The 21,511-nt window shown below is 68.3% G+C and carries 20 protein-coding genes; 6 read left to right on the top strand and 14 right to left on the bottom strand.

Annotated features, from left to right (window positions below):
* Positions 1-28: 28 nt before the first annotated feature.
* Positions 29-370: a hypothetical protein gene (locus ON43_RS19215; RefSeq protein WP_051178695.1), complete on the bottom strand. Its 342-nt coding sequence runs from the start codon at positions 368-370 to the stop codon at positions 29-31.
* On the bottom strand, positions 363-650 hold the full coding sequence (locus ON43_RS19210; RefSeq protein ID WP_040809417.1) for a hypothetical protein: 288 nt from the start codon (positions 648-650) through the stop codon (positions 363-365). Before ON43_RS19210 ends, ON43_RS19215 begins: the two co-directional genes overlap by 8 nt.
* A 159-nt stretch (positions 651-809) precedes the next feature.
* On the opposite strand from ON43_RS19210, the gene ON43_RS19205 reads away from it, so the two are divergent.
* Complete coding sequence (locus tag ON43_RS19205) at positions 810-1,475, top strand: DUF1361 domain-containing protein (RefSeq protein ID WP_040809524.1); 666 nt, start codon at positions 810-812, stop codon at positions 1,473-1,475.
* A 22-nt stretch (positions 1,476-1,497) separates the two neighbouring features.
* On the opposite strand, the gene fadD8 is transcribed toward ON43_RS19205, so the two are convergent.
* From fadD8 to ON43_RS19190, 3 genes are read right to left on the bottom strand one after another with little or no spacing between them, the layout of a single operon-like run.
* Positions 1,498-3,105 carry a fatty-acid--CoA ligase FadD8 gene (gene fadD8, locus ON43_RS19200; protein ID WP_040809523.1) on the bottom strand — a complete coding sequence of 536 codons (1,608 nt, stop codon included), beginning with the start codon at positions 3,103-3,105 and terminating at the stop codon, positions 1,498-1,500.
* A gap of 55 nt (positions 3,106-3,160) precedes the next feature.
* The gene (locus ON43_RS19195; protein WP_040809415.1) at positions 3,161-4,354 is read right to left on the bottom strand and encodes a thiolase C-terminal domain-containing protein; all 1,194 of its coding nucleotides are present in this window, start codon (positions 4,352-4,354) and stop codon (positions 3,161-3,163) included.
* A gap of 41 nt (positions 4,355-4,395) precedes the next feature.
* Entirely contained in the window at positions 4,396-5,244 is an 849-nt protein-coding gene (locus ON43_RS19190) for an SDR family NAD(P)-dependent oxidoreductase (RefSeq protein WP_040809413.1), read from the bottom strand.
* A 53-nt stretch (positions 5,245-5,297) separates the two neighbouring features.
* On the opposite strand from ON43_RS19190, the gene ON43_RS19185 reads away from it, so the two are divergent.
* The gene (locus tag ON43_RS19185) at positions 5,298-6,263 is read left to right on the top strand and encodes an alpha/beta fold hydrolase (RefSeq protein ID WP_083913532.1); all 966 of its coding nucleotides are present in this window, start codon (positions 5,298-5,300) and stop codon (positions 6,261-6,263) included.
* A 14-nt stretch (positions 6,264-6,277) separates the two neighbouring features.
* Here the strand turns inward: ON43_RS19185 and ON43_RS42615 are convergent, their stop codons facing one another.
* Positions 6,278-7,669: a serine/threonine-protein kinase gene (locus tag ON43_RS42615; protein WP_051178693.1), complete on the bottom strand. Its 1,392-nt coding sequence runs from the start codon at positions 7,667-7,669 to the stop codon at positions 6,278-6,280.
* A gap of 175 nt (positions 7,670-7,844) precedes the next feature.
* On the opposite strand from ON43_RS42615, the gene ON43_RS19175 reads away from it, so the two are divergent.
* Positions 7,845-8,309: an Hsp20/alpha crystallin family protein gene (locus ON43_RS19175; RefSeq protein WP_040809412.1), complete on the top strand. Its 465-nt coding sequence runs from the start codon at positions 7,845-7,847 to the stop codon at positions 8,307-8,309.
* A 107-nt stretch (positions 8,310-8,416) separates the two neighbouring features.
* Positions 8,417-9,814, top strand: coding sequence for an amidase (locus tag ON43_RS19170; RefSeq protein ID WP_040809411.1), 1,398 nt, complete (start codon positions 8,417-8,419; stop codon positions 9,812-9,814).
* Positions 9,815-9,818: 4 nt separating this feature from the next.
* Here ON43_RS19170 and ON43_RS19165 read toward each other — a convergent pair whose 3' ends face one another.
* Positions 9,819-10,964 carry an FG-GAP repeat domain-containing protein gene (locus ON43_RS19165; protein ID WP_040809409.1) on the bottom strand — a complete coding sequence of 382 codons (1,146 nt, stop codon included), beginning with the start codon at positions 10,962-10,964 and terminating at the stop codon, positions 9,819-9,821.
* Positions 10,965-11,118: 154 nt separating this feature from the next.
* Positions 11,119-12,282, bottom strand: a complete 1,164-nt coding sequence (locus ON43_RS19160; RefSeq protein ID WP_040809407.1) for a lactate 2-monooxygenase — start codon at positions 12,280-12,282, stop codon at positions 11,119-11,121.
* A gap of 106 nt (positions 12,283-12,388) precedes the next feature.
* On the opposite strand from ON43_RS19160, the gene ON43_RS19155 reads away from it, so the two are divergent.
* The gene (locus ON43_RS19155) at positions 12,389-13,432 is read left to right on the top strand and encodes an Lrp/AsnC family transcriptional regulator (RefSeq protein ID WP_218003298.1); all 1,044 of its coding nucleotides are present in this window, start codon (positions 12,389-12,391) and stop codon (positions 13,430-13,432) included.
* Here the strand turns inward: ON43_RS19155 and ON43_RS19150 are convergent.
* Complete coding sequence (locus ON43_RS19150; RefSeq protein WP_245568663.1) at positions 13,416-14,318, bottom strand: hypothetical protein; 903 nt, start codon at positions 14,316-14,318, stop codon at positions 13,416-13,418. The two genes, ON43_RS19155 and ON43_RS19150, sit on opposite strands and share 17 nt — an antisense overlap.
* A gap of 135 nt (positions 14,319-14,453) precedes the next feature.
* Between ON43_RS19150 and ON43_RS19145 the strand changes: the two genes are divergently transcribed.
* Positions 14,454-15,224, top strand: a complete 771-nt coding sequence (locus tag ON43_RS19145) for a hypothetical protein (RefSeq protein ID WP_040809401.1) — start codon at positions 14,454-14,456, stop codon at positions 15,222-15,224.
* Between the two features lie 75 nt (positions 15,225-15,299).
* Here ON43_RS19145 and pgl read toward each other — a convergent pair whose 3' ends face one another.
* The 5 genes from pgl to ON43_RS19120 all read right to left on the bottom strand — a co-directional run.
* The gene (pgl, locus tag ON43_RS19140) at positions 15,300-16,034 is read right to left on the bottom strand and encodes a 6-phosphogluconolactonase (RefSeq protein WP_040809400.1); all 735 of its coding nucleotides are present in this window, start codon (positions 16,032-16,034) and stop codon (positions 15,300-15,302) included.
* Complete coding sequence (gene opcA, locus ON43_RS19135) at positions 16,027-16,935, bottom strand: glucose-6-phosphate dehydrogenase assembly protein OpcA (protein ID WP_174416476.1); 909 nt, start codon at positions 16,933-16,935, stop codon at positions 16,027-16,029. Before opcA ends, pgl begins: the two co-directional genes overlap by 8 nt.
* Positions 16,932-18,494 (bottom strand): glucose-6-phosphate dehydrogenase, encoded by a 1,563-nt coding sequence (gene zwf, locus ON43_RS19130; protein WP_040809396.1) that lies wholly within the window; start codon positions 18,492-18,494, stop codon positions 16,932-16,934. The genes opcA and zwf overlap by 4 nt, the downstream gene beginning before the upstream one ends.
* A gap of 2 nt (positions 18,495-18,496) precedes the next feature.
* Positions 18,497-19,630, bottom strand: a complete 1,134-nt coding sequence (gene tal, locus ON43_RS19125; protein WP_040809394.1) for a transaldolase — start codon at positions 19,628-19,630, stop codon at positions 18,497-18,499.
* A gap of 4 nt (positions 19,631-19,634) precedes the next feature.
* The coding region (locus ON43_RS19120) for a transketolase family protein (RefSeq protein ID WP_040809392.1) at positions 19,635-21,511 on the bottom strand (1,877 nt) is incomplete at its 5' end.

Below are 21,511 nucleotides of genomic sequence, written 5' to 3'. Positions count from 1 at the left end.
CCGTCCGCGTGCAGGCCCCGGCCTCGGGTCAGCGTGAATTGCGGTGCACCGGGGACAGATTCGCCAGGGCGGCGGAGAGGGCGCGGCGGGCGTCGGCGCGGCTGATGGGGGTGTCGTCGTCGAGGGCGGCCAGCTCGATGGTGAGGAAGTCGCGGATCAGGTCGGACATGCTCATGCCGCGGTGGTCGGCCTCGGCGCGGATGCGCTGGTCCATGGCGTAGGGGAGCCGGACGGTGCGCAGCACCGTGACGGGGGTGTCGGGGCCGGGGAGGTCGGGTTCGGGGGCGTCCTCGTCGAAGGTCAGGTTGTCGAGGAAGTCGCGGGCCTCATCGGCCGTGTGCGGGTACCCCTTGTCCGGATAGTCATTCATGGTCCGCCTCCCATTGTTCGAACTGGGCGAGAAGCCGTCCGGTCACCGGCCGGACGCCGATGACCTGCTGGTCCCACTGCGACAGCGGACGCACCACCACCGCCAACGGGAGCCCGGTACCGGTACGGCCGAGGATCATCAATGCGGGCAGCCCGCCCGTCCCGCGCACCGGTCGCGGCCAGCGCCGGCCCGGGCCGGTCAGGACCCGCATGATCTCCTCGGGTGCGATGCCGAGCCGGGCCGCGACGTCGAGGGCCCACTCGGGAATCTCATATCCCACGGCCGCATAATACGATCGTAAAACAGCTGGTCGCCACCTGTCGACAAGTCTTTCCCCGACCGGGCGGGCGCGTCGGTGGCGGGCGTGTTGCCGGGTTCGTTCCCGAACGGTGTCGCGAACTCGCATGACGTGTCGCGTCGCGATGGGCATCATGAACGGATGGACCCGGTGAAGACGGTCGCGCCGAGCCTTGCGGGGGTGCTGGACCGAAACTTGTTCTGGATGCTGTGGAACAGCGTATTGGCTTGGATCCCGGTGGCTTTGGCGCTGCTGGTGTTCCGGGGCGCGCGCGATGAGGAACGGCGACTACCGATTTCGCCGATCTGGTGGGGCGGCGCGGTGCTGTTGCTGCTGTTCCTGCCGAACGCGCCCTATGTGGTGACCGATCTGGTGCACCTGCGCGACGACATCCGCGCCGCGGGCAACGGACCGGTGGTGACGACCATCCTGCCGGTGTACGCGGTATTCATCGCCTCGGGCTTCGTGGCCTACTACCTGGTGCTGGCCGAGCTGGGCCGTTTCCTGGAGGCACGCGGACTGGGCGCGTGGCGGACCCCGGCCACGCTGACCGTCCATTTGCTGTGCGCGATAGGCGTTTTCCTGGGCCGCTGGGTGCGGTTGAACAGCTGGGAGCCGGTGGTGCAGCCGCGCGGCACCTTAGACCGCATGCTGCTGGCGCTGAGCTGGAGCTGGGCGCCGGTATTGATCACCGCCGTGTTCGTGGCCACGGCGTTGGGGCACTTCGTGACCCGCGCGGTCATCGAAACCGGGATGGCGAGCCTGCGCAGGGGCGCCCGGCTGCTGCGAACCCGCAGGTTCGCCTAGCCGAGCGCCCCGCGCACCGAAATCAGGCCAGGCCCAGTCGTTCCCCGGCGAGCACCCGGATCGCCTTCTTGTCCGGCTTACCCAATCCGGTCAATGGCAGCTCGTCGATCACGAGGACATGCTTGGGCACCTGCACCGACCCCTTGCGCTGCTTGACCGCGGCCTGGATCTCCGCGGTCACCACCTCGACCGCGGCCGGATCGGCGGCGGTGGCCGGATCCAGCACCAGCACGGCGGTCACGGCCTCACCCCAGTGCGCGTCGGGCACCCCGACCACCGCGACCGTGAGCACCTTCGGGTGTTCGGAGACAACGTCTTCCACCTCCCGCGGGAAAACGTTGAACCCGCCGGTGACGACCATGTCCTTGGAACGCCCGACGATGAACAGGAACCCGTCCTCATCCTGACGCGCCAGATCGCCGGTGCGCAGCCAGCCGTTCTTGAACGTATCCGCGGTCACCTCGGGCAGGTTCAGGTAGCCGCCCGCCAGCAGCGGTCCCGAGACACAGATCTCGCCGACCTCACCCTGTGGAACCTCCTTGTCCTCGGAGTCCAGCAGCGCCACCCGCACCGCGACCGAGGGCCGCCCGCACGAGGACAGCCGCTCCTTGTCGTGCTCGTCCTTGGCCAGGTAGCTGATCGCCATCGGCGCCTCGGACTGCCCGAAGTACTGGGCGAAGATGGGGCCGAACCGATCGATGGCCTCCTGCAACCGATTCGGATCGATCGCCGCCGCCCCGTAGTAGACCGTCTCGAGCGAGGACAGGTCACGGGTGTGCGAATCCGGGTGATCCAGCAGCGCGTACAGCATCGACGGCACCAGCATGGTCGCCGAGATCTTGTGCTCCTCGATCGCCTTCAGGACTTCTCCGGCGTCGAAGCGCGGCAGCACCACGCACTGCCCGCCCAGCAGCACCGTCGGCAGGAAGAACGCCGCACCGGCATGCGAGAGCGGTGTGCAGATCAGGAATTTGGGATGGCGCGGCCACTCCCATTCCGAGAGCTGGATCTGCGTCATGGTGTTCATGGTCAGAGCCGTGCCGATGACACCCTTGGGCTTGCCGGTGGTGCCGCCGGTGTAGCTGATGGAGATGACATCCGACGGCAGCAGCTCGACCGCCTTGACGTCGCGCGGCTCGTACTTGTCAGCGGCCGCGAGAATGTCCACGCCGACATCGGCCAGCGATTCGGGCACCGGGCCCAGCACCAGCACCTTGTTCAGCGCCGGAACCATGTCGACCAGTTCGCGGGCGCGCTGCACGAACGCGGGCACCGGATCCAGGATCAGCGTCGAAATACCGGCGTCGGCAAGCACATACGCGTGATCGTCGAGCCCACCGATCGGGTGCAGCGCGGTGCGCCGCGAGCCCACGATCTGGCCCGCGCCGATGGTGAACAGCACCTCGGGCCGGTTGAGCGCGAGCACCCCGACCGGCGTGCCCGTGGTGACACCGTGCTCGGCGAAGGCATCGATATAGCGGCTCATCCCGTCCAAAACCTCACCGCCGGTGAGGATGTGATCGCCCAGGGTGAGCACCGGACGGTTCTTGTGCCGCTTGAGGCCCGCCACCAGGGCGTGACCGTTGTGCACGGGCAGCCGCAGCATGGTGTCGGCATCGAATGTGGTCATGATTTCCTCCTCCATCCGGAGAGGGGTTCGGAGGCAAGCCCCGAACCCCCTTGTGTCACAGGGTGTTGGCGCCGTAGAGGGTGACGACGACCGCGCCACCCAGGCCGAGGTTGTGCGCGAGCGCGGTGCGCGCGCCGGCGACCTGGCGTTCGCCCGCCAGACCGCGCAGCTGCCAGCTCAATTCGGTGCACTGCGCCAGCCCGGTCGCGCCCAGCGGGTGACCCTTGGAGATGAGGCCACCGGACGGGTTGACCACCCAGGTGCCGCCGTAGGTGGTCGCACCCGACTCCACCAGCGCACCCGATTCGCCCTCACCGCACAGCCCCAGCGCCTCGTAGGTGATGAGCTCGTTGATGGAGAAGCAGTCGTGCAACTCGATCACATCGACATCGGCGACCCCGATCCCGGCGCGCGAGAACACCTTCGACGACGCCGCCCGGGTCATGGGCGCACCCACCACGTCGATCATCGATCCGGTGGAGAAGGAGGTGGCGTCGTCGGTGGCCAGCTCCTGGGCCAGGATCTCGATGGCCTGGCCTTCCAGGCCGTTGGCCTTGACGAATTCCTCGCTCACCACGACCGCCGCCGCCGCGCCATCCGACATGGGCGAGCACTGCGAGCGCGTCAGCGGCCCGTGCACCGGCTTGTCGGCGAGCACCTGCTCGAGGGTGTAGGCATCCTGGAACTGCGCCAACGGGTTCCGCGTGGAGTGCTCGTGGTTCTTGACCGCGACCGCCGCCAGCTGCTCGGGCGTGGTGCCGTAGCGCTTCATGTGCTCGATGGCGGCGTTGCCGAAGAACTGGGTGGTGATCGGCGCCGCCGAGAACTCGAACAGCTCACGGTTGACCTTCAGATGCGCGTCGACGGTGGTGACCTTCGGTTTGGTGGCCGGACCGGCCATCGCCTCCTTGGTCATCTGCTCGAACCCGACGGCGAGGGCCACATCGGTGATCCCGGCGGCCACCCATTCGCGCGCGAACATCAGCGCGGTGGAACCGGTGGCGCAGTTGTTGTTCACGTTCACGATCGGAATACCGGTCAGGCCGATGTCATACAGTGCGCGCTGGCCCGCCGCCGAGGGCTGGAAGACGTAACCGACCGCGGCCCGCTGCACCTGGTCATAGGTGACGCCCGCGTCCTTCAAAGCGCCGTTGACGGCCTCGGCCACCATCTGCGGGTAGGTCCACTCGCGGGAACCGATCTTGACGAACGGCGTCATGTTCACGCCGACGACGAAAACGCGTCGCATAGGGTTGTCCACTCCTGTTCTTCGGGAACGTAATTCGATGTCTAGTCGGCGCGCGGAACGCGGCCGTCGAGGTCGGTGAAGCCGTAGGCCTCGGCCAGGTCGGCGACCTTCCAGGCTTTTCCGGTGCGCGCCAGCCGATCCGGGTCCGCGGCCAGGGCGACCACGGCGCGGCCCGGGAAGCGCGGGGTCTCGGCCGCGTCCAGGTCGAAGGTGCCCTCACCGGGCAGGGTGACCAGACGCCGGCCGTCCTTATCGGGCGGAACCATTTGCAGCAGTTCGGTATTGACGATGCCCGGCCAGATCGACACCGCCGTCGCGCCGGTGCCCTCGAGGTCGTGGGCCATGTCGGCGGTGAGCCGATCCACCGCGGCCTTGCCGACCCCGTAGACGGCGTTGTGCATCTGGCGGACCGCACCAGGGGAGGAGACGGACACGATCAGACCCTGCGATTCGATGATCAACGGCGCGGCGAAAACACTTGCCACATAATGTGATCGCACCCCGATATCGAAGCCCGCGTCCCACGCCTTGGGCGGCACCTCCCAGAACTTGCGCCCGATCCACCGCGCCGAACCCGGCGCGTCGTAGACGTTGTTGACCAGCACATCCAGGCGGCCCTGCTCGTCGCGGATCTGCGCGAACAGCTTCTCCACCGCGGCGTCGTCGCGGTGATCGCACACCACCGCGATGCCGGTCCCGCCGAGCTCGTCGATCTCGGCGGCGGTGGCCGACACCGTGCCCGGCAGGTGCCCGGCCGTGACGGTGCGCCCGGTGACATACACGGTCGCCCCGGCCGCGCCCAGCTCCAGGGCGATGCCCTTGCCGATGCCGCGGCTGGCCCCGGTCACCACCGCGACCTTTCCGGCGAGAATCTTGGGTATTTCGCTCACGACCTCTGGACATTACCTTGAAATAGGAACGTGTTCTAGAAATTGGAGGCGGAGTGGAACTGACGCATCGGACGATCGACACCGGGGAGGTCCGCATGCACGTCGCGGATACGGGCGAAGGCTTCCCCGTGATCTTCTGTCACGGCTTCCCGCACACCTGGTTCATGTGGCACCGCCAGCTCGACGCCCTCGCCGCCGCAGGCTACCGCGCCATCGCACCTGACCTGCGCGGATACGGCCGCACCGACGCGCCCGAGGACCCCGCCGCCTACACCAACGAGGCCGTCATCGGCGACCTGCTGGCGCTGCTCGACGACGTCGACGCCGAGAAGGCAGCCTTCGTCGGCCTGGATTTCGGCGCGCAACTGGTGTGGGAGCTGAGCCTGCGCCACCCTGAGAAGGTCGCCGCCGCCATGGTCCTGAACAACCCGTTCGCCCCCCGCCCGCCCAAAGCGCCCTCGGCGTTCTGGACCCGTGCGGCCGAACGCCACTTCCTGCACCTGTCCTACTTCCAGGAACCCGGCGTCGCCGACGCCGAACTCGCCGCCGACCCCCGCGGCTTCCTGGAACGGGTCTACTACTCCCTCTCCGGCGACTACCACTACCTCGACACCTGGAAGAACCCACCCGGCATCGGCTACCTCGACGCCCTCCCGCAAGCCCCCGCCCTACCCTGGCCGTGGCTCTCCCAGCCCGAATTCGACACCCTGGTAGCCGATTTCGAACGCACCGGCTTCACCGGCGGCCTCAACTGGTACCGCAACCTCGACCGCAACTGGGAACTCACCGCCGCCTACGCCGACGCCAAGATCGAGGTCCCCACCTTCTTCCTCTACGGCGAAAACGATCCGGACATGGAAGGTTTCAGCGGCCGCGACCCCCTGGCCACGCTGCGCGCCAATGTCACCGACCTGCGTGAGGTGGTGGAAATCCCCAACGCGGGCCACCTCGTCCAGCTCGAGCAGACCGACGCGGTCAACGCCTTCCTGCTCTCCAGCCTCAAGAGCCTGGAGCTGTGACCGAGTAGCCGAATTCAGTTGCCGACGCGGCAGTTCACGCCGGGTACCGGTGCCGTCGTCACCGCGGCCACACCCAGCGGTGGTGCCGTCGGCTGCCCCGGATAACCGGTAGGCGTGGACTGCGCTGCAGTGGTGGGACATAGCGGCAGCTCGTCGTGGTGTGCGCGAAGAGCGTTGTAGCCGACCACGATTGCCGCCGTCGCGGTAATCGCCACGGCCCACCCGACCAGTCGCCGACGGCGAGTCGGATCCGGCGGCACGGAGGCGGGTCGCGCGGCAGCGGCGGCCCCGGACGGGCCCCGGGACGGCGGCGACGCGCCGCGGAATCCGGCACTGGATGGCGGCGGTGTATCGGCCCGGGGCGGTCCGGGATCCGCCCTCGGCGCAGTCCTCGACCGCTGGGTCGCCCCGGTTGATCGCGGTGGCCGGGTATCGGATCGCGGTGTCGCCCCGGATGATCGCGGTGTGGAACCATTCGGCCGACGCGGCGGGTTCGCTCGCGGCGCGGCAGACGCCGGACCGGGTGCCGAGCGCGTTTGTTGCAGTGCGGCGCTCGCGGCCGCCGCCAGTTCGCGGGCGGTGGCGAAGCGGTGGTCCGGGTCCTTGGCCAGTGCGCGGGCGAGGACCGCGTCGAAGGCGTCGGGCAGGCCCGCGCGCAGGGAGGTGGGTTCGGGCGGCGGCTCGTAGAGGTGCGCGTGCATGACCGCCGCCGGATTCGCGCGCGGGAACGGCACCGACCCGGTGAGCATTTCGAACAGCGTCGCGCCCAGTGCGTACAGGTCCCCGCGCGGGCCGACGGGTGCGTCGGTGAAGGTCTCGGGTGGGGCGTAGGCGATGGTCGCCACGAACGCGCCGGCGCTGGTCAGCCTGCTGGATTCGTCGAGGCTGCGGGCAATCCCGAAGTCCGACACCACGACTCGCTCACCCTCGCCGGGATCGCCCGGCGCGAGCAGGATATTGGCGGGTTTGATGTCGCGGTGCAGCAGCCCGTTGCGGTGGGCGTGATCGATTCCCGCCGCGGCCTGGGTCACGATGTGCACGGCCTGCGGGACCGGCAGCCCGGATCGGTGGCGGCGCAACAGCGCGGCCACGTCGGTGCCGTCCACGAATTCCATGCAGATCCACGGCCGGCCCTGCTCCACCCCGCGATCGAAGATGGTGACGATATTGCGGTGGTTGGTGCGCGCGGCGAGATCGGCCTCGCGGTCGAAGCAGCGCCGAAAATAGTCGTCGCGTGTGGCGGCATCGGACAGCACCTTCACCGCGACCTGCCGGGGCAGCCGGGGATGTCGCGCCCGATATACCTCGCCCATGCCGCCGCGCCCGAGCAGCGCCTCGATCGTGAATCCGGCGAAGACCGTCCCCGGCACCAGCACCATGCGCACAGTTTCGCCCTCGCCGGGCATCGGCGCAGGGTTTCCCGAGGGCCGGTACGCCCGAAACGCTTTCCGTCGCATTGAGTTCGGAATCGGGTCAATTGTCCGGTTTGGGTGGGGTGCTGCCGGGAACCGCTTCGGGTGGCCGCCCGATGGACGTGCGGCTGGCAAGAGAAGTCAGGAGATCGGAAGGAAAGGAATCGAGATGTCATTACCCGTTCCCCGCTCGCAGTACAGCCCGGCGACCCCCGCGCGCTGGGATCCGTTCCGGGACTTCGACAATCTGTTCGGGCAGATGAGCAAGTTCATGGACGAGACCTTCGGTCCGCGCGACGATCAGCGGGGCCGTTGGTTGCCGCCGGCGGATCTGACCGAGACCGACGACGCCTACCTGGTGCAGGTCGACGTGCCCGGAGTTCGCCAGGACGACATCGACATCGAGTTGTTCGGTGCGGAATTGCGCGTCCGTGGTGAGGTGAAGCAGGTGGAGAAGGAGGGGATCTTCCGGCATCGGACGCGGCGCACCGGTGAATTCGACTATCGGGTCACCCTGCCGCAGGACATCGATGCCGACAATATCTCGGCGCGGCTCGCCGACGGCGTGCTGACCGTGCGCGCACCCAAGAGTGAGCAGACCAAACCGCGCCGCATCGAAATCACCAATCGCTGAGAGGTAGTCGGCCGGGTCTGAACCGCGAATCCTGCTGTTCGTTCGTCCAGTTTGTGTAGGGTCGGGCAGAAGTCGGGTGCACGAGTTCGATGAGGAGGCCCGGTGTCATGACCGCACGAGTTCACGCCTTCGGCGATGACGCCCTCGGTGACCACGACGGCGTGGCCTTGGCCGCGCTCATCCGGCGCGGCGAGCTCAGCGCCGCCGAGGTCGCCAAGGCGGCCCGCGAACGCGCCGCCCGCGTCGATCCGGCGCTCAATGCGATTGTGGTGCAACCGGATACACCCCGCCTGGCCACCGACCGCGACGCGCTGCTGTACGGCGTGCCGACCTACGTCAAGGACAACACCGATCTGGCCGGGCTGCCCACCCAGCACGGCAGTGTGGCCTGGCGCGCGCGAGCGGCCAAATCCGATGGGCCGTACGCGAAACAGTTCCTCGGCAGCGGTATGACCGTGCTCGGCAAGACCACCTTGCCCGAATTCGGGTTGAACGCGACCACCGAATTCGCCGGGGCCGACCCGACCCGCAATCCGTGGGATACCGGATTCTCCTCCGGCGCGTCCTCGGGTGGCTCGGCCGCGCTGGTGGCGGCGGGCGTGGTCCCGATCGCGCACGGCAATGACGGCGGCGGCTCGATCCGCATTCCCGCCGCCTGCTGCGGACTGGTCGGCTTGAAACCCACCCGTGGTCGCCATATCGACGGCCCGCAGGCCCGCTCGATGCCGATCAATCTCGTCTCCGAGGGTGTGCTCACCCGCACCGTTCGCGACACCGCCACCTATTTCGCTGCCGCCGAACGCTTCTGGCGCAACCCGGCCCTACCCCCGGTCGGTCTGGTCGAGGGCCCCGCCGAGCGCCGACTACGCATCGGCATCCTGTCCGAACCCATCACCGGCGCGCCTCTGGATCCGCAGATCCGCACCGTCCTCGACGACACCGTCAAACTCCTCGAGAGCCTCGGCCACGAGGTCCGCCCCATCGCCTACCCGGTCGATCCCGGTTTCGCCGACGACTTCGCCACCTACTGGGAAATGCTGGCTGCCCTGCTGGGCCTCACCGGCAAACTGACCCTCGACCGCGGCTTCGACGCTGCGAAACTCGATCCCTTCACCCAGGGTCTGGCCGCCCGTTTCCGCGGTTCGGTCCTGCGTTCCCCCGCTGTCCTGTACCGGCTTTCGCGCCTGCGCCGCGCCTACGCCGAATCCTTCCGCGACATCGAACTGGTGGTGTCCCCGGTGCTGGCCTCGCTGACCCCCAAGCTCGGCTACCTGGCCCCCGACCAGCCCTTCGACGAGGTCTTCGACCGCCTGCTCGCCTACGTCACCTACACGCCCCTGGCGAATGTGACCGGCGCCCCAGCCCTTTCGCTGCCGCTGGGCGCGTCCGCCGCCGGGCTGCCGATCGGAATCATGTTCTCCGCGGCCCACGGCGACGAACGCACCCTGCTGGAAATGGCCTACGCCCTGGAATCGGCGCGCCCGTTCCGGCGCATCCAGGACTAGCCGATCAGGAAACGTTCTTCAGGAACGACACCTCGTTGGCGTCACCCGCGACGGCGATATCGGGCTTGCTGTCCTTGTTGTAGTCGGCCACCACGGGCGTCTGCGGCTGGGTGGTCACCGCGACTTCGCCTGTCTTGGTGAGGGTTCCGTCGCCATTGCCGGTGAAGATGACCATCTTCGAGTTCAGCACCGCCGACATCGCGGCATCGGCCTTGCCGTCGTGATCGAAGTCGCCGACCGCGATGCTGGTCGGGCCCAGGCCCGAGAGGTTGACGCGGTTGGTCTTCTTGAACCCGCCCTGGCCGTCGGAGACCAGCACGGTGGTGGAGAAGGAGAACGAGTCCGCGGTGACGATATCGTCGATGCCGTCGCCGTCGAAGTCAGCGGCCCGGATGTCCTCGGTGATCAGGCCGCTGGTGCTCGACCCCTTGCGGGTGAAGCTGCCGTCGCCGTTGCCGAAGAACACCTCGACCTGCTGGGTCACATCGTTGTTGATGGCCATGTCGACCTTGGCGCCGGCATGGAACTTGCCGAGGGTGAAGGTGCCGGGTGTGCCGCCGAAAGTGGTCACCGCACCCGCCTTCAAGGTGCCGTCGCCATTGCCCAGCCAGGTTTGCACCCCGATCGGAAGCAGGCTCAGCACATCGGCTTTCCCGTCGCCGTTCACATCCGCGACCAGCACCTCCTGCTGCGCGCCCTCGACGGTCGTGGACTTCTGGCCCACCTTGAAGGTGCCGTTGCCGTTGTTGAGGAACACCACGACCTGCGTCCACGCCTGCGCGATGACGTCGGGCTTGCCGTCACCGTTGAGATCACCGGCCGCGATCGCCCCGTACCCGTTGCCGACCGACCCGACCCGGGTGCCGGGCGCGAAGGTGCCATCGCCCTTGCCCTTCATGAGAATCGGGCCGTCGCCCTGGAAATCGGCGGCCACGATATCGGGATTGCCGTCGCCGTCGAAGTCGGCCGCGACCGTGCCGATGGGGGCAGGCCCGGGACCCCACGACGGGAACGAGCCACCGGAGGGCGAATTCACCGCCGGTGCGAAAGCGATGGCCCCCGCCGCCCACGCGGCGCAAGGCAGCGTGAGCACGGCGGCGGAGGCGACGGCGGCGGAGACGAACAGGCTGCGGAAAACACGTATGTGCATAGGTATTCCTGAGTCGGGGTGGCACCACCGAACGGTGGTGGCCACGGACTCTAGGACACCGTGTAACAGGAAATACCGGCGTTCAACGCAATTCGGCCGATTGCCAGAAACTCGCTTATCGGGCTAGTGCACAGTGTCGGTCCGCCCTCGGGCCCTAGACCGATACCGGGCGCAGTGCTTCGGCCGTCAGGTCCTTCAGTGTCGGATAGCCGTCGACGGCCATGATCAGGTCCGCCTCGGCGAGTAGGGTGCGCAGCACGTGCACGATGCCGTCCGCCCCGCCCAATGCCAGGCCGTAGGCGTAGGGGCGGCCGATGCCGACCGCGGTCGCGCCCAGCGCGAGGGCCTTGATGATGTCGGCGCCGGAACGGATCCCGGAGTCGAACAGCACCGGCAACCCGTCGGCGGCGGCCACCACCTCGGGCAGCATGTCCAGCGCGGGCAGTCCGCCATTGGCTTGGCGGCCACCGTGATTGGAGCAGTAGATGCCGTCCACGCCCAGATCCTTGGCCCGGCGCGCGTCCTCGGGATGGCAGATGCCCTTCACGATCAGCGGCAGCGTGGTCAGCGACCGCAGCCACGGCAGGTCGTCCCAGGTCAGCGGGTTGCCGAAGAGCTGGATCCAGCGCAGGATCGCCGACTGTGGATCCTGCTCGGGCGACTGGGCGAGCCCGGCCCGGAACACCGGATCGGTGAAGTAGTTGGCCAGGCAGTGCCCGCGCAGCTGCGGGAAGTTGCCGGTGGACAGATCGCGCGGACGCCACCCGGTCACCCAAGTGTCGAGAGTGACCACGATGCCCTTGAACCCGGCCTTCTCCGCCCGCTGTACCAGGCTCGCGGCCAGCTCGCGATCGGTAGGGGTATAGAGCTGGAAAAAGCCTGGCGTATCACCGAATTCGGCCGCCACCTCCTCCATCGGATCCACCGTGAGCGTCGACGCCACCATCGGCACCCCGGTCCGGGCGGCGGCCTTGGCGGTGGCCAGATCACCGTGCCCATCCTGCGCACACAGCCCGATCACCCCGACCGGAGCCATGAAAACCGGTGCGGGCAAGGTCATTCCGAACAGATCCACCGACAGATCCCGCTGCTTGGCCCCCACGAACATGCGCGGCACCACACCCCACCGGTCGAACGCCGCGACATTCGCGTTCTGCGTGCGCTCATCACCCGCACCCCCGGCCACATACGAGTACACCGACGGCGGCATCGCGGCCCGCGCCCGCTCGGCCAACTCCGCGAAGCTCACCGGCAGGGCCGGCACCACCCCGCGCAACCCGTTGAAGTAGATCTCGTTCTGAAAATCACCGAATGCCACGACGCACTCTCCCGTTCCACAGCTCACCCGAAGGGACCCTTCGATTGTGCGAGACTGGGCATGCCGAGACGGGCAATCGCAGTATTCGGTCAGGAGGTAGGCGATTGTGCAGGATGACGTCAGACTGCTGAGCGAGGAGGATCTCGCGCTCATCCACGCCCTGCAGCTGCGGCCCCGCGCCGCGTGGACCGAACTCGGGCGGGTGCTCGGCGTGGACCCGGTGACCGTGGCCCGCCGCTGGCAGCGCCTGCACGACCGCGGCGAAGCGTGGGTGAGCGTCTCACCCGGCCCGGCCGTCTTCGACCTGCTGTGCGCCGCCTACGTCGACATCGACTGTGCCGCAGGCAGAACCGACGCCGTCGTGGCCACCCTGGCCGCGCACCCGCACATGCTCACCCTCGAACGCGCCGGCGGCAGCAACCGCATCCTGGCCACCGTCGCCACCGGCGACTTCGACCAGATGTCGCGCTACACCCTCGACGTGCTGCCCGCCGTGCCGCACATCGCCGCCGTGCGCACCCAGATCGTGACCCACTGGTTCGCCGAGGGCGGCAGCTGGCGCATCGACGCGCTGGCCCCCGGTCAGCGCGAGCAACTGCGCACCCCGCCCGCCCGGGCCGCCGAGGAACGCGGCCGCCGCATCACCCCGCTGGACCGGGCCATGATCGCCGCCCTGGCCCGCGACGGACGCGCCGCCCACAGCACCCTCGCCGCCGCCCTCGACACCAGCGCCTCCACCGTCAAACGCCGCATCGACGAGCTGAGCCGACTCGGCCTGCTCGGGTTCCGCTGCGATTTCGCGCGCCCGCTCGGCGGCTGGCCGGTCGCGGTCACCTTCTGGGCGACCGCGCCGACCGCCGCACTCCCCGACATCGGCTACGACCTCATCCGCCTGCCCCAAACCCGCAACTGCGCCGCCGTCAGCGGCACCCACAACCTGGTGCTGCAGGCCGGACTGCACTCGGTCGCCGAGGTGACCCGGTTCGAAAACCAGGTCGCCACAAGCCATCCCGGGCTCACCATCACCGAACGCACCATCACCCTGCGCCACGAGAAACTGCTCGGCCGCATCCTCGACCACCACGGCCGCTCCCGCGCGGTGGTCCCGCCCGACGTGTGGCGGGACCCGGCGCTCAGTAGTTCGCGTTGAGATAATCCGCCGCGTGGGTGGTCCACAGCACGCTGGTGCCCGGCATGTTGTGACCGGAATACAGCACGTGCTGGCCGTCGGGCCACGGTGTCAGATACCCCAGCAGGCCACGCACCGCGGCGGCATAGCGATCCAGATTCGCCACCGGATTCAACAGCAGGAAATTGAGCAACTCGTGGAAGATCACCGGCGTCAGGTTCCCGATCCGGGCACCCTCCACCAGCGAGAACGGCGAGATCGCGGTATCGATGGCCCGCAGCGGCGAATCACCGGGGGAGGAGGTGATGATGTCATCGGGATTCGCATACTCGCGCACATCGATCCCCAACGGCCACGCACCACGCGCCCTGTGCAACCCGTAAGTCGTTGCCGGGCACAGATTCCCCACCGACTGCCCCGCCCGCCGCATCGGATTGGCGATATTCACCACGAACGCGATCTCCAACGGCGAATCATCGAGATTGGTATACACCCCCGCCCGAGCCCCCTCCAGAATCGTGCTCGCCACAATCCCACCCAGCGAATAACTCAGCAGCCCACGCACATTCGGTGAATCCTGCAACGCCTTCACCCCCGCCGCCACCCCCAACCGCACCGACGTCTCCAACGACGGCCCCCACACATTCGGATCCGGCCCGATCGAAGCAGGCCAATCCGGCTCGAAACACCTGAACTTCTCCGTATCCAACAACTTGGCAACGTCATGCAGCATCCCCGCCGGCGTCCCATCGTCGTTCCGCTGTTCCCCGGTGCCCCGCAGGGTAATGATGTCGATCATTTCTTCCCCCTCCACGCCGAACCTTTCGACGCCAACCCCGACGCTAACCACCCCCCACCAGCGAATCGTGAGTAGTCCACTACCCGTTTCGACCGCGCAATCCGCCATACCTCGGCGGTGGCCCAATCCGTTCGGAAGTCCGGTCGATCGCCGGGCAGCATCGATATCTTCGGCTCAGAGGCGGTTGTCGCGTCTCGGGTCTGCGTGAGAAATTCACTGGCGCAGCCGTTTTAGACTGGCGACGTGTTCCGGCTGATCTTGATGGTGCCGCTGGTGTGCTGGTTTCTTGCCGTGCGGGTGCCGCGTAACCGGTGGCGGGTGGGGGTGGTGTTGGCCGGGCTGGCCGTGGCGCAGTTGGCGGTGTCCTTCGCCGAATGGCGGCTGCGGCATTGGCAGGAGAGCCTCGAGGTGCTGCTGTTCTCGGTCAGTGTCGTGGTGTTGTTGGCCGCGCTGGTGTGGGATTGGGCCGAGACCGGTGGGGGAGGCGTGTTGCACTGGGGTGTGCGGGGGTTCGCCGGGTTGTTCGCCGCGGTGAGCGTGGTCGGGGTGCTGTTCGTGATGGCGGTCGATTCCGGGGAGCTCGACGGTCCCGGCGGCAATGGCGGGAAGGTTGTCACGACTCCGGACGTCGAGTTGTTGCTGCCCCTGCCCGCGGGCCTGAAGGTCGTCGGCGACTCGACCGACTGCAACCGCACCACGTGGGGGTCCTACTGCAATCGCAGCTTCGCCATCGCCGTCACCGACGGCAGCCCTGGCAGCGAGGTCGCTGACCGCCTGCTGCGGCATCTGAGGGACACCGGCGGCTGGACGTTCAAGCCCGAGGGCGACTACGGAACCGGCGAGCCGAGGGGAACGCGCTGGGGTGCGTGCCGGACCGCGGGGTGGTGGCTGGATCGCCAGAACGAGGACGTCTCGGTCTTCGCTTTCGCTCCCGGCGCGCCGCATGACAGGTACGCACCACCGCAGGCGGCCGCCATCGTCGAATTCGGCTTCTCCCACCAGGGCTGCGCCTAGCGCCCGGCGGACCGATATGGCTCAGGGGCGGTCCCGCGGATGCGAGACCACCCCTGAAGCGGGCGAATCCGGTTGTCAGTGCGGCAGATCGGCGGCCGCGGCCTCGTCCAGTAGCCACGTGGTGGACTCGGTGCCGATCGCGCCTGCGGCCGGAATGTCCAGCGGCGAAGCGCCATTCAGTGCCGCGGCCACCGCGGCGGCCTTGGCCTCGCCGCCCACGATGAGCACCACGTGCCGCGACTTGCGGATCGCGGGCAGGGTCAAGGTGATGCGGACCGCCGGGGGCTTGGGGGAGTGGGTTTCGGCGACCACGAGCTCGTGTTCCTCGCGGGTGGCGTCGGTGTGGGGGAACAGGGAATTGATGTGTCCCTCACCGCCCATGCCCAGCAGGTGCAGGTCGAACTGGCCGTGTTCGGCCAGGTAGGCGTGCACGGTGGCGGCGTACTCGCCGGCGGCTTCCAAGGGGTCCGGGTAGTCGCCGCTGGAGGACTCGGTCGGGTGCACGCGGGCCGGGTCGACCGGGACATGGTCGAGTAGGGCCTGGCGGGCCTGGAGTTCGTTGCGGTCCGGGTCGCCGGTGGGGACGAAGCGCTCGTCGCCCCAGAACACGTCGAGGTTGGCCCAGTCGATGTCGCCGGGCGCCTCGCGCACCAGTTCCAGCAGTTTGATGCCGGTGCCGCCGCCGGTCAGCACCACCGACGCCGAGCCGCGCAGGCGCTGGGCCTCCACCACCTCGGCGACGAAGCGGGCCGCGGCGGCCGCCACGAGTTCGTCGGTGCCGGAATAGGTTTCGACAGCGGACTTACTCATAGGTCACCTTCTCGATTCCGGTCAGGGCCTCGGCGTAGATGTCGTCGGCATCCAGATGCCGCAACTCCTCGGCCAGGCAGTCCTTGGTCTCGCGCCGAGCCAGCGCGAACCGCTGATCGGGTTCACCGGTACGCGTCAGCGTCGCGGTGCGCCCGTGCTGGGGTCGCGCGATGGAGATCGACACCGAACCCCGGTGCATCTCCACCTTCAGCTCACCGGTGCGCCGCACCACCGGGCAGTCCAGCCGCGCGGCCAGCCAGCCCGCCAGCATGTCCAGCGCCGGTTCTTCCTTCAGCCCCGAAATCGTCACCGACTCAACCGGTTCGAACGGCGCCTCGTCCAGCGCCGCCGCCAGCAGCGCCCGCCAGTAGGTGACGCGGCTCCACGCCAGATCGGTGTCGCCGGGTGCGTAGGACTGCCGCCGACCCTTGATCGTGGACTGCGGGTCCGGCGCGAAGGTGGCGTCGGTGATGCGGCGGGTCGCCAGGCGGCCCACCGAATCCTTGGACGGGAACTCCGGCGCGCCCCGCGGCCACCACGCCACCACCGGGGTGTCGGGCAGCAGGAACGGGATCACCACACTCGCCTCGTGGGGCACCAGATCCCCTTGCAGCCGAAGCACTATCACCTCGGCCGCCCCGGCATCCCCGCCGACGCGGATCTGCGCGTCCAGGCGCGTCTGCGCCATGCGGTCCCCGCGCGCCAGCACTATCACCCGGCACGGGTGCTCGCGGCTGGCGTCATTGGCGGCGTCGATGGCGTCCTCGGCCTCGGAGGAATCCAGGGTGCACACCACCAGGGTGAGCACCCGCCCCATGGTGACCACACCATTCGATTCCCGCAGCTGCACAAGACGTTTCGACACCTCGCGGGTGTCGGTGTCGGGCATGTCGATGATCACGGTCGCCGCCATTCCCGCCCGCTGCGCGCGAGCATCTCGTCGGCCGAATCCGGACCCCAGCCGCCCGCCTCGTACGGGTCGGGCTTACCGGTCGCGGCCCAGTGGTCGAGAGCGGGATCGAGGATGCGCCAGGACAATTCGACTTCTTCGTTCACCGGGAACAGCGACGGCACCCCGAGCAGCACATCCAGGATGAGCCGCTCATAGGCCTCGGGGGAGTCCTCGGTGAACGCCTCGCCGTAGCTGAAATCCATGTTCACATCGCGCACCTCCATCGACGACCCGGGCACCTTGGACCCGAATCGCATGGTGATGCCCTCATCCGGCTGCACCCGGATGACCAGCGCGTTCTGCCCCAGCTCCTCGGTCATGGTCTGATCGAAGGGCAGGTGCGGGGCGCGTTTGAACACCACCGCGATCTCGGTGACGCGCCGCCCCAGCCGTTTTCCGGTGCGCAGATAGAACGGCACACCGGCCCAACGGCGGGTCTCCACGGCCAGCGTGATCGCGGCGTAGGTCTCGGTGCGGGAATTAGGGTCGAACCCCTCCTCCTGCAACAAACCCACCACCGGTTCGCTGCCCTGCCAGCCCGCGGTGTACTGCCCGCGCGCGGTCGTCTCGTCCAGCGGCGCAACGAGTTTCGTCGCCGAGAGCACCTTGATCTTCTCGATCTGCAGCTGCTTGGGCTGGAAGCTGACCGGCTCCTCCATCGCCGTCAACGCCAGCAGCTGCAGCAGGTGGTTCTGGATGACGTCGCGGGCCGCGCCGATGCCGTCGTAGTAGCCCGCGCGCCCGCCCAGGCCGATGTCCTCGGCCATGGTGATCTGCACGTGGTCCACATAGTTGGCGTTCCAGATCGGATCCCACAGCTGATTGGCGAAGCGCAGCGCCAGAATGTTCTGCACCGTCTCCTTGCCCAGATAGTGGTCGATGCGGAACACCGACCGCTCCGGGAACACCGTGTTCACCAGCGCGTTGAGATCCTGGGCGCTCTTCAGATCGTGCCCGAAGGGCTTCTCGATGACCACCCGCCGCCACGGATCGGGTTGTCCGGCAGGCGAATCGGTCGCCTTGGCCAGCCCGTTCTTGGACAGCTGCTCGAGCACGATCGGGAAGTCGTCGGGCGGAATCGACAGGTAGAAGGCGGTATTGCCGCCCGTCCCGCGATCCCGATCCAGATCCTTGAGGGTGGTGGCCAGCTTGTGGAAGGCCGCGTCGTCCTCGAAAGTGCCGCGGACGAAACGCAACCCCTCCTTCAGCTGCTGCCACACCTCCTCGCGGAACGGTGTCCGCGAGGAGGCCGTCACCGATTCGTGGACGTGGTTGGCGAAATCCTCGTCGGTCCAGTCCCGGCGCGCGAACCCGACCAGCGAGAAGCCCGGGGGCAGCAGCCCCCGGTTCGCCAGGTCGTAGATCGCTGGCAGCACCTTGCGCCGCGCGAGGTCACCGGTTGCGCCGAATATCACCACATTGCATGGTCCAGCGATCCGCGGAACCCGGCTGTCGCGTCCATCGCGCAGCGGATTCGGCGTCGCGACCGTCGTCGCCGCGCGAGCCACTGTCAGTTGCCTCCCGCCACCTGCAGCTTTTCGGTGGTGGCCACGAGCAGCTCGTTCCACGAGGCCACGAACTTGTCCACGCCCTCGGTCTCGAGCACACCGAACACGTTGTCCAGATCGATGCCGACCGCGACCAGCCGATCGAAGATCGCCTGCGCCTCGGCCGCCTTGCCGACCGCGAAGTTCGGCACGATCTCGGCGTGGTCGGCGACCGCCTCGAGGGTCTTCTCCGGCAGCGTGTTCACCGTGTCGGGCGCGACCAGCTCGGTCACGTACATGACATCGGAGTACTCCGGATTCTTCACACCGGTGGAGGCCCACAGCGCGCGCTGCTTGTTCGCGCCACCGGCCGAGGCCAGCTTGGCGAAGACATCGGTGTGCTTGCCGCCGTCGAACACGTCCTGGTAGGCGGCATAGGCCAACTGCGCGTTGGCGATTCCGGCCTTACCGCGCAGCGCGAGCGCTTCCTCGGTGCCGATCGCTTCCAGGCGCTTGTCGATCTCGGTGTCCACGCGCGAGACGAAGAACGAGGCGACGGACTGGATCTTGGCCAGGTCGTGCCCGGCGGTGAGCGCGTTGCGCAGACCGTCGAGGTAGGCGCCCATGACCGCGATGTAGCGCTTGACCGAGAAGATCAGCGTCACGTTCACGCTGATGCCCTCGGAGATCACGCGGGTGATCGCGGGCAGACCGGCCTCGGTGGCCGGAATCTTGATGAACAGGTTGGGCCGGTCCACGATCTTCCACAGCTCGAGGGCCTGGGCCACCGTGCCGTCGGTGTCGAAGGCCAGGCGCGGATCCACCTCGATGGACACCCGGCCGTCGAGGCCCTTGGAGGCGGCGAAGACATCGGCGAACACGTCGCAGGCGGCGCGCACGTCATCGGTGGTGATGGTGCGGATCGCCGAATCGACATCGGCGCCGCGCGCGGCGAGCTCGTTGACCTGCTCGTCGTAGGCGTGGCCCTTGGACAGGGCGCCCTGGAAGATGGTCGGGTTGGTGGTGACACCGACGACGTTGCGAGTATCGATCAGGCCCTTGAGGTTTCCGGACTTGATGCGATCACGCGACAGATCGTCCAGCCACACCGAGACCCCGGCGGCCGACAGGGCCGCGGTGTTCGTGTTCTGGGTCATGGAATTATCCCTTCACCTTGGCAAGCGAGCGGGTGGCAGCGGCGACGACGGCGTCGGCGGTGATGCCGAACTCGCGGAACAGGGTCTTGAAATCGGCCGAGGCACCGAAGTGCTCGATCGAGACGTTCTCACCGGCGTCCCCGGTGAACCGGTGCCACGGCATCGCGATCCCGGCCTCGACCGAGACACGTGCGCGCACCGCGGGCGGCAGCACCTGGTCGCGGTAGGACTGCTCCTGCGCGTCGAACCACTCCACACACGGCATGGACACCACGCGGGTGCCGATGCCCTGCGCCTCGAGCGTAGTCCGCGCCTCGACGGCGAGCTGCAGTTCCGAACCGGTGGCGATCAGGATTACCTGCGGTGTGGCGGTGGAGGATTCGGCCAGGATGTAGCCGCCGCGGCGGACGCCCTCGTAGCTGGTGCCCTCCTGGATCGGCAGGTCCTGGCGGGTCAGGGCCAGCGCGGACGGGCCGTCCTGATGCGGGGGCTCGGAGACCAGGAAGTGCGAATGCCGCTCGGCGCTATCGCGTTCCAGGATGGTGCGCCAGGCATAGGTGGTCTCGTTGGCGTCGCCGGGGCGGACCACATTCAGGCCCGGGATCGCGCGCAGCGCGGCCAGGTGCTCGATCGGCTGGTGGGTCGGGCCGTCCTCACCCAGGCCGATGGAGTCGTGGGTCCACACATAGGTGACCGGGGTGCGCATGAGCGCGCCCAGGCGGACCGCGGGGCGCATATAGTCGGAGAACACCAGGAACGTGCCGCCGTACGGACGGGTCGGTCCGTGCAGGGCGATGCCATTGAGGATCGAGCCCATCGCGTGCTCACGCACACCGAAGTGCAGCGTGCGCCCGTACGGGTTGGCCGACCAGTGGCTGGTGGAGATGGACTCCGGGCCGAAGCTCGGCGCGCCCGGCATGGTGGTGTTGTTGGACTCGGCCAGGTCGGCCGAACCGCCCCACAGCTCCGGCAGCACCGGCGCCAGCGCTTCGAGGACCTTGCCCGACGCCTTGCGGGTGGCCATGCCCTTGGGATCCGGGGCGTGGGTCGGCAGCGCCTCGGCCCAGCCCTCCGGCAGGGCGCGCTGCTGCAGGCGGTCGAAGAGCGCCTTGTTCTCCGGGTTGGCCGCGGCCCACGCGTCGAACTGCTCCTGCCAGGCGGCGCGCGCGGACTTGGCGCGATCGGCGACATTGCCGCGCGAGTGCGCGATGACCGCCGGATCGACCTCGAAGGACTTCTCCGGGTCGAAGCCCAGGACCTGCTTGGTGGCCGCCACCTCGTCGGCGCCCAGCGCGGCGCCGTGCGCGGCGCCGGTGTTCATCTTCTTCGGGGCCGGGAAGCCGATGATGGTGCGCAGCAGGATGATCGAGGGCTTGTCGGTGACCGACTGCGCCTCGGCGATGGCCGCCTCGATGGCGGTGACGTTCTCGCCGCCCTCGACCGTCTGCACATGCCAGCCGTAGGCGCGGTAACGCGCGGCGACATCCTCGGTGAAGGCGATGCGGGTGTCGTCCTCGATGGAGATCTTGTTGTCGTCGTAGAAGACGATCAGGTTGCCCAGCTCCTGGGTGCCCGCCAGCGAGGACGCCTCGGAGGTGACGCCCTCCTCCATGTCGCCGTCGGAGGCGATCACGTAGATGAAGTGGTCGAAGGCCGACTTGCCCTGCGCCGCCGCGGGATCGAACAGACCGCGCTCACGCCGCGAGGCCATCGACATGCCGACCGCGGAGGCCAGACCCTGACCCAGCGGGCCCGTGGTGATCTCGACGTGATCGGTGTGGCGGTACTCCGGGTGGCCCGGGGTCAGCGCGCCCCAGGTGCGCAGCGCCTGCAGGTCGGACAGCTCGAGACCCATGCCCGCCAGGTACAGCTGCACGTACA

The organism is Nocardia concava NBRC 100430 (assembly GCF_000308815.1).
GTDB lineage: Bacteria > Actinomycetota > Actinomycetes > Mycobacteriales > Mycobacteriaceae > Nocardia > Nocardia concava.
This window is presented reverse-complemented; position numbering and strand designations above follow the sequence as displayed.

Bases quoted from the DNA above. Each gene is read 5' to 3' on its own strand.
- ON43_RS42615 (WP_051178693.1), bottom strand. From the start codon at position 7,669: ATGCCCGGCGAGGGCGAAACTGTGCGCATGGTGCTGGTGCCGGGGACG.
- ON43_RS19205 (WP_040809524.1), top strand. From the start codon at position 810: ATGGACCCGGTGAAGACGGTCGCGCCGAGCCTTGCGGGGGTGCTGGAC.
- ON43_RS19165 (WP_040809409.1), bottom strand. From the start codon at position 10,964: ATGCACATACGTGTTTTCCGCAGCCTGTTCGTCTCCGCCGCCGTCGCC.
- ON43_RS19170 (WP_040809411.1), top strand. From the start codon at position 8,417: ATGACCGCACGAGTTCACGCCTTCGGCGATGACGCCCTCGGTGACCAC.
- pgl (WP_040809400.1), bottom strand. From the start codon at position 16,034: ATGAGTAAGTCCGCTGTCGAAACCTATTCCGGCACCGACGAACTCGTG.
- ON43_RS19215 (WP_051178695.1), bottom strand. From the start codon at position 370: ATGAATGACTATCCGGACAAGGGGTACCCGCACACGGCCGATGAGGCC.
- ON43_RS19175 (WP_040809412.1), top strand. From the start codon at position 7,845: ATGTCATTACCCGTTCCCCGCTCGCAGTACAGCCCGGCGACCCCCGCG.
- tal (WP_040809394.1), bottom strand. From the start codon at position 19,630: ATGACCCAGAACACGAACACCGCGGCCCTGTCGGCCGCCGGGGTCTCG.
- ON43_RS19195 (WP_040809415.1), bottom strand. From the start codon at position 4,354: ATGCGACGCGTTTTCGTCGTCGGCGTGAACATGACGCCGTTCGTCAAG.
- fadD8 (WP_040809523.1), bottom strand. From the start codon at position 3,105: ATGACCACATTCGATGCCGACACCATGCTGCGGCTGCCCGTGCACAAC.
- ON43_RS19150 (WP_245568663.1), bottom strand. From the start codon at position 14,318: ATGGCGGATTGCGCGGTCGAAACGGGTAGTGGACTACTCACGATTCGC.